Raw genomic sequence first — 6711 nt, forward strand, 5'->3', positions numbered from 1 at the left:
ACGGCGGATACTTGGGTTCGTGCCGCGCGTTCCGCGGCCGCAGGCATCGCCGCGGAAGACTTGGAGCCCTTGAGCACCGGGCCGGGAGACAGCGGAGCGCCCGCATTCGAGCGTGTCCGGCAGCATTTGAGCCGTGTGCGGAGCGCCAATCCGGATGCGCGGTTTGTCTATCTTATGGCGCTGCGCAATGACCAGGTGGTCTTCGTGGCCGACGCCGAACCGGAGGATTCGCCCGACGCATCCGCGCCCGGAGACCTGTATCCGGAGGCATCGCCCAAGCTTGTGGAGGCATTCGCTTCAGGCATCGCTTTTCTCGAGGGCCCGTTGAGAGACCGCTGGGGCGAATGGGTCAGCGGTTTTGCGCCGGTGCGCGATCCGGAAACGGGCAAAGCCGTCGCCATGCTCGGCCTGGATTGGGATGCCCGCGAGTGGCACCGCGAGATCAACATTTACCGCTGGTTCGGACTGATGTTGACCGTGTTCCCGTTGTTGCTGGCGGGCGCGGTGTTCGCCGGTCTGGTCCGCGTGGAACGGGTCAACCTTCTCTTGACCGAAGAGATGAAGGAACGCCGCCGTATTCAAGCGGAACTCGAGCGCCTGAGCAAGATGGACCCGCTCACGGGCCTGGCCAACCGGCGCACCTTCGACATGATGTATGACCTCGAGTGGCGCCGCGCCCTGCGTGCGCAGTTGCCGCTGTCGCTTGTCATGATCGACGTGGACTGGTTCAAGGCCTACAACGACCACTACGGGCACCAGCAGGGGGACGCTGCCTTGAGGCGTATCGGCGAAGCCATCCGGGACTCGGTTAAACGCGCGGGCGACGAACCTGGCCGGTATGGCGGGGAAGAATTTGTGGCTATCCTGCCCTCGGCGGGCCCGGAAGGAGCTTGCCACGTGGCGGAGACAATCCGCGCCAATGTCGAGGCCTTGGCAATTGCGCATGAGGCAGCGGGGCACGGTTCTTGTCTCACGGTCAGTGTCGGCGTGGCGACTGTGATGCCGACGACGGCGGATGCTCCGGGGACGCTGATAGCGCGGGCGGACCAGGCGCTTTACCGGGCGAAGAGTGCGGGCCGTAACCGTGTCGAGCGCGACCTGCCCTGACTTTTGGCCGCGGGCACGACGCTCCGGGCGCGGCGCTCATCCGTGCAGAAAGAAGGCGCGCAGCACCTGAGCCAGACGCACGGACGCCTCTGCGGCGGTTTTCAGAACGTGTTCGTGGCTGAGCGGCCGCGTCGCGCAACAATTGTTCGTGATGCAGGAGACCACGCCCGCCGCGATGCCGAGTTCCTGGCAACGGGCTAGTTCCGTCGCGGCGCTCATGCCAACGGTCGCGCCGCCAGCCCGCCGCAGCGCCTGGACCTCTGAACGTGTCTCGTAACACGGGCCGTGCATCCACATGTATGGTCCCCGGTGGTCGCAGCCCGCCACGGTGAATTCCGTCCGCAATGCTTCCGGCAGCGCAAATGCGCGGAAGGGCCACGGGATCACTTCCGTTGCGGCGCACAATTGGCCCGGCTCCATCTCGGGACGCAGGCCGCCCGCGGCGTTGGTGAACACGATTGTGCGTACGCCCATTTCGTACAGCGTGTCGAGGGGGCGCACGCAGCGCGCGAAATCAAAACCCTCGTAAACGTGAAATCGCCCCTGCTGCACAATGACCTCGCGCAGACCACAGCATCCGCGCAGAAACACGCAGGCGTGGCCGGCCACGCCCGGCGCCGCCGGCGCGCCGCAAGCGTCCGGATGGGAGACTCCGCTTTCTCCTCCGGCGCGGAAGGGAATCCATTCGTGGACTTCGTCGAGCATGCTCGTCAGGTCAATGCCAGAACCGGCGACGGCGGCGACCAGGCCCTGCGGATTCATGAGAGCCACGGCGACGGCAACAGACGCCGTTCATACAGCTGAATCGCGTATTCGTCGGTCATGCCCGCCACGAAATCGACAGTCCGGCGCTCGATGCTCTCCGCGGTGTCGCCCGCCAGGATTTCAGGCGTCGGTTTTCTCAGCAGATCAAAGTACAGCGCCTCCAGCATTGCCTTTGCCTTGCTGATCTCTGCGTCGATGGCCGGGCAAGGGTAGACCTCGCGATACAGATAGTTCCGCAGCTCGTTGATCGCGCCGAGCACTTCGGGTTCGACGCCGGCCCGGCCGTCGGCGCTGCCGGCAATCAAGCCGGATACCATGCGGTCCAGCCGGTCCGACGTGGTGCGCCCGAGCGTGAAGACCGCGTCCCGAGGCAAGTCCTCAATCGAAATCAGGCCTGCGCGAACGGCGTCGTCGATGTCGTGGCTGATGTAGGCAATGGCGTCGCACAGGCTGAGTATTTTACCTTCCAGTGTCGCGGGACGGTCTGTCTCCTTGCCAAACAGGATCGCTTTTCCGTGGGAATGCCACAGGATGCCGTCCAGCACCTCCCAGGTCAGGTTCAGGCCGGGGTTGCCGTCGCGGTGCTCCAGTTTGTCCACGACGCGGTGGCTCTGTTCAAAGTGGCGGAACCCCTCGTCGAATAGTTGGTTGAGCACGGCTTCGCCCGCGTGGCCGAAGGGTGTATGCCCGAGGTCGTGACCCAACGCGATGGCCTCGGTCAGGTCTTCGTTAAGAAAGAGGGCGCGCGCGGCCGTCCGCGCTATCTGCGACACTTCCAGCGTGTGCGTGAGGCGCGTGCGGTAATGGTCCCCCTGCGGCGCCAGGAAGACCTGTGTCTTCCGCTTCAGCCGCCGGAAGGACTTCGTATGCAGAATGCGGTCGCGGTCCCGCTGAAACGCCGTGCGGTACTCGTGTTCCGGTTCGGGTATCTTGCGGCCGCGCGATGCCGCGGAGAGCGCCGCGTGGGGCGACAGGATGTGCCGCTCCCGCTCCTCGACCTGTTCGCGAATCGTCATGGACGGTCCTTGTGTTGCAGGAGCGGATCATACCGGGGCCGGCGCGTTGGGCGCCAATGGGTGCAGGCCGGCGACCTGCGCGTGCGAAAACGAAACGGGCAGGAGAAAGTCCCCTGCCCGTCTGGCGGTCTCGCGCTGTGTCACTTCCTGCGGCGGAGGGCGGCGGCTGCGGCGGCCGCGATCGCGCCCGTAAGCAGTGCAAGGCCAATCGCGCCGCCTGCGGGGATGCCCGCGATGACAACAAGCTGCACCGCCGCCGATACAAGGGTCTCTTCCGCGTCGGATACCTCGACCCAGTACGTACCCGTGTCGCCGAGTTCGGTTTCTTCGATGGGATACACGGGCGCGTTGGGGCCGGTGGTTTCGGCGATTTTCGCGTCCGTGTCGCGCTTCCACACGTAGTCCAGCCCGCGCAAACCGCCAGAAACGACCACGGAGAAGGTGAACGGTTCCCCTTCGCGCACTTGGCCGCCTCGGGGCTGTGTCTCGAACGTCATATGGTCCGCGAACACGAGTTCGGCAAGGTCCGACTCTTCCGAACGGATGCCGTCCGTTACGGTAAAGAAATAACTGCCCGAATCGGCAACCGTCGGGTCCGTAATCGTGTATTCGGGCCCGCTGCCTATCGAGACGGGCAGATAGCCCAGGCCCTCGTCGAAAAACCACTCGAAGCTGAGCGTATTCAGCCCGCCGGATGCGGCCGCCAAGAGCGTATAGTCGCCCTCGTCCACGTACCGGTCTTGTCCTGTTGGCTGCTGCGTGATTTCGATCGGCAGGCCAAAGCGGACCGTTGCGGTCACGGAATCGATGCTGCCCACGCTGTCGGTCGCGACGCACCAGTAATCGCCGGTGTCGGCAGGCGACGGACCCGCAATGGTGAGACTGCCGCCATTGCCGGCGCGCGCCGCGCCGCCGCCGAGGCCGTCGTCGAACCACCATTCGAGCGTGACGGGCCCTTCTCCGCCGGCCGTTGCCGCCGTGAGCGTGTAGTCGCCCTCGTCGGTGTACCGGGCCGCGCCTGCGGGTTGTGTGGTGAATACCAGCGCAGCGTCGCGTACCATCACCGAAGCCGGGTCGGACGTCACCGCGTCTGTGCCGTTATCTTCGACCGCGAGGTCGTAGACGCCCTCATCCGTCTCGGCCACGGCGGTAAGCACGAGCACTGCGGCGCCCGGTTGCGCTTCCGGCGGCAGGGCAATGCCGTTCTTGCGCCACGTGTGGATCAAGGGCGGGATGCCGCCCGTTACCGCGGCGGTAAGGGTCACGTCCGTGCCTGGGTTCACCCCCGCGCCAACGGGCTGCATCGCGATGGCAAGATGCGGGTACACTGCAAGCCGTCCTTCGCTCGAATTGCGCGTGGTCGGCGGCGTGTCGGTATCCGTAACCGCGCACAGATAAAGACCGGGTTGCAGTGGCGGCGTCAGGTTGAGCGTGTCGGTGGTGGGCTGTGGGATGGGCGGTGCGAGTTGATTGACGAGCACGCCATCCTTGTACCACGCATACGTGTACGGCGGCACGCCGCCCGACGCCGTAACCTGGAACGGGACCAGCGCCGCGTCGTTATACACGCTCGCGTCGTTCGGTCCCGCCACCGCCAAGGGCGAGTTTACCGCGATCGTGGCCGCCGCCGACGTGGCGCGGCCGTAGGGAAATACGCCGAGGGCATCTGTCACGACAACGTCGTAGTCCCCGGCATCCGCGCCCGATACGGGCCCGACGGACAGGAAGGGATTGTCTGGCGCACCGAGGCTTAGGGCGTTCTTGCGCCAGTCATAGTGCAGCGCGCCCTTTCCGCCCAGCGCGAACACATTCAGCACGTACGTTTCACCTGCCAGCAGCGTCGCCCCGGCGGGGTGCACCGTAATGTCGATTGGCGGATCCACCGTCACCACCGACGCATTGTCGCCTGCCTCCGAATGTGTCATGTCGGTGACGTACACCTCATAGGTGCCTGCATCGTCGGCCGTGACGGACGGGATTTCGAAGATGTTGCTCGCGCCGACACCCACGACCACGGCGTCGCGCAGCCAGAGATACGTCTTGTTGCCGGAGCCGCCGACGACTGTCGCGGTCAACGTCAATGTCTCGCCCACGTAGAGGTCCGCTGTCTCCGGCGCGAGGATGATGTCCATGCCAACATCGACGGTGACCGCGCGCGTGTTCTGCACGCAAGTTGTCCATATTTGACCGCTGGGAATGGTTCCGATGTTGTAGTTGGGCGAGCCTTGTATCCGGAGCACTACCTCCGTGGCGTCGCCGCCGCCGTTATTGACCAGGAAGATCTGCCGGAACCCCGAGAAAGGCGTTGAAACGCCGAGGTCCACCACTTCGAGCCGGTCGACGCCTGGCGTCACCACCTGGGCCTTGTTCCAGAAGTTCGCTTCGCAGAAGCCGCCCGTGGCCGTGCCGCCTTGCAGTTGCGGGATAAGCGGCACGGACACGCCCGAGTTATACGGCGCGGGCGCCCGCAGCACCGCATTATTTGTGACAGTGCCGGTTACAATGTTGTCACTGAAGGCAGGCAGCATGATTTGCGCGGCCGCAAGGTTGGTAACCGTTGTGTATCGGCCCGTCAAATCGCTTGTCGAGACAACCGAGTGATTTTCGCATGTAATGCTGCCGCCGGCTGCCAGAACCACCGACCCGTGCAGTTTCACCATGCCGGGCGCGGCGAGTCCGCCCGCGCCGCCGCCGCCGGACGCGCCGCTCGAACCGCCCAGACCACCGTCGCCGCCTCTGCCGCCAGTGCCGCCTTTTCCACCTGTGCCGCCAACGGTCGCTGTAGGCCAACATACAGAATAGACTAGAGCATTCCACCATCCCGTGCCGCCGCCGGTTCCATTCGGGCCAGTCAATCCGTCATTGCCGGTGCCGCCGGAGGTACCGGGTTGCGCCGCGCGCGCACCTTCGGCAGTGCCCGGTGCGCCGGACGAAATGTCGATAGCGCCGCTGAAATCCGTCAGGCCGCGGGACGAAAGCACCAAGACTCCGCCGCCGTTTCCGCCATCGGCGCCGCGGCCTCCGGCCAGCGCCGTGCCGCCCGCGCCACCGTTGGCGCCGCTGCCGCCGGTACCGCCCGCGCCGCCCGCGCCGCCGGGGCCGTCGGCATTCGTGCCGCAAATCACGTAGCCAGTGTTGTACGAGAGGCCGCCGCCGCCGCCGCCCCCGCCGCTCGAACCGCCGCCGCCTTTCCCGCCGCCTTGGCCGCCCGCGCCGCCGCCGCCGCCGCCGCCGCCGCCGCCGCCGGGTCCACCCGCAAGGGCCAGGCTGCTGGCGTTGCCGCCATTTACGGCGTTCGTCGCGGGAACTTGGCCTGCCGCCCCGCTGTTGCCCGCGGCGCCTTGAGTTCCGGCGCCGCCCGAATTGCCATCTGTGCCGCCGATGCCGGAACTGCCATTGTTGAACGCCACGGGCCCGCCGCCGCCGCCGCCACCGCCGGAATCCACGCGGCCTGTTCCGCCATTGGCACCGGTGCTCGGCGTGCCCTTTGTACCGGCTGCGCCGCCTGCGCCGCCCGTACCCACGGCGCGGAATCCCGGATGCCCGGCGTCGCCGGCGCTTCCGTTGGCGCCTTCGATACCTGTGTAGCCGCTGCCGCCGTCCGAGCCGCTGTTCCGTCCGCCGCCCGTTGCGCCAGCGCCCAAACCGTTTCCGTAGTCCGTGAACCAATTGGGCGAACCGGCGCCGCCCCCTGGGCCCGAACCGCCTGCTCCGCTGGTGTTGCCGCCGAGACCGCCCGCGCCGCCCGCGCCGCCGGCACCGCCGCTGCCGCCCTGGCCGCCGCCCGCACGCCCGCCAATCGCCCCGGAGACGCTGACCTGGG

The 6711-nt window shown here is 66.7% G+C and carries 4 protein-coding genes and 1 pseudogene; 2 read left to right on the top strand and 3 right to left on the bottom strand.

Going from position 1 to position 6711, the window contains the following annotated elements:
* The coding region (locus KA184_22445) for a GGDEF domain-containing protein (protein MBP8132349.1) at positions 1-1107 on the top strand (1107 nt) is incomplete at its 5' end.
* A 36-nt stretch (positions 1108-1143) separates the two neighbouring features.
* On the opposite strand, the gene KA184_22450 is transcribed toward KA184_22445, so the two are convergent.
* The 3 genes from KA184_22450 to KA184_22460 form a co-directional block, all read right to left on the bottom strand.
* A complete protein-coding gene (locus KA184_22450) occupies positions 1144-1869 on the bottom strand; it encodes a hypothetical protein (protein MBP8132350.1) in 726 nt (241 codons plus the stop codon).
* Positions 1866-2888: a deoxyguanosinetriphosphate triphosphohydrolase gene (locus KA184_22455; GenBank protein MBP8132351.1), complete on the bottom strand. Its 1023-nt coding sequence runs from the start codon at positions 2886-2888 to the stop codon at positions 1866-1868. The genes KA184_22450 and KA184_22455 overlap by 4 nt, the downstream gene beginning before the upstream one ends.
* 140 nt (positions 2889-3028) lie before the next feature.
* The gene (locus tag KA184_22460) at positions 3029-5548 is read right to left on the bottom strand and encodes a hypothetical protein (protein ID MBP8132352.1); all 2520 of its coding nucleotides are present in this window, start codon (positions 5546-5548) and stop codon (positions 3029-3031) included.
* On the opposite strand from KA184_22460, the pseudogene KA184_22465 reads away from it, so the two are divergent.
* A pseudogene (locus tag KA184_22465) lies at positions 5547-6143 on the top strand (OmpA family protein). The gene KA184_22460 and the pseudogene KA184_22465 overlap by 2 nt on opposite strands.
* Positions 6144-6711 lie beyond the last annotated feature (568 nt).

It is taken from the genome of Candidatus Hydrogenedentota bacterium, from assembly GCA_018005585.1.
GTDB lineage: Bacteria > Hydrogenedentota > Hydrogenedentia > Hydrogenedentales > JAGMZX01 > JAGMZX01.

Excerpts from the sequence above, each read along its gene's own strand:
- KA184_22460 (MBP8132352.1), bottom strand. The coding sequence starts at position 5,548 with ATGGTGAAACTGCACGGGTCGGTGGTTCTGGCAGCCGGCGGCAGCATT.
- KA184_22450 (MBP8132350.1), bottom strand. The coding sequence starts at position 1,869 with ATGAATCCGCAGGGCCTGGTCGCCGCCGTCGCCGGTTCTGGCATTGAC.
- KA184_22455 (MBP8132351.1), bottom strand. The coding sequence starts at position 2,888 with ATGACGATTCGCGAACAGGTCGAGGAGCGGGAGCGGCACATCCTGTCG.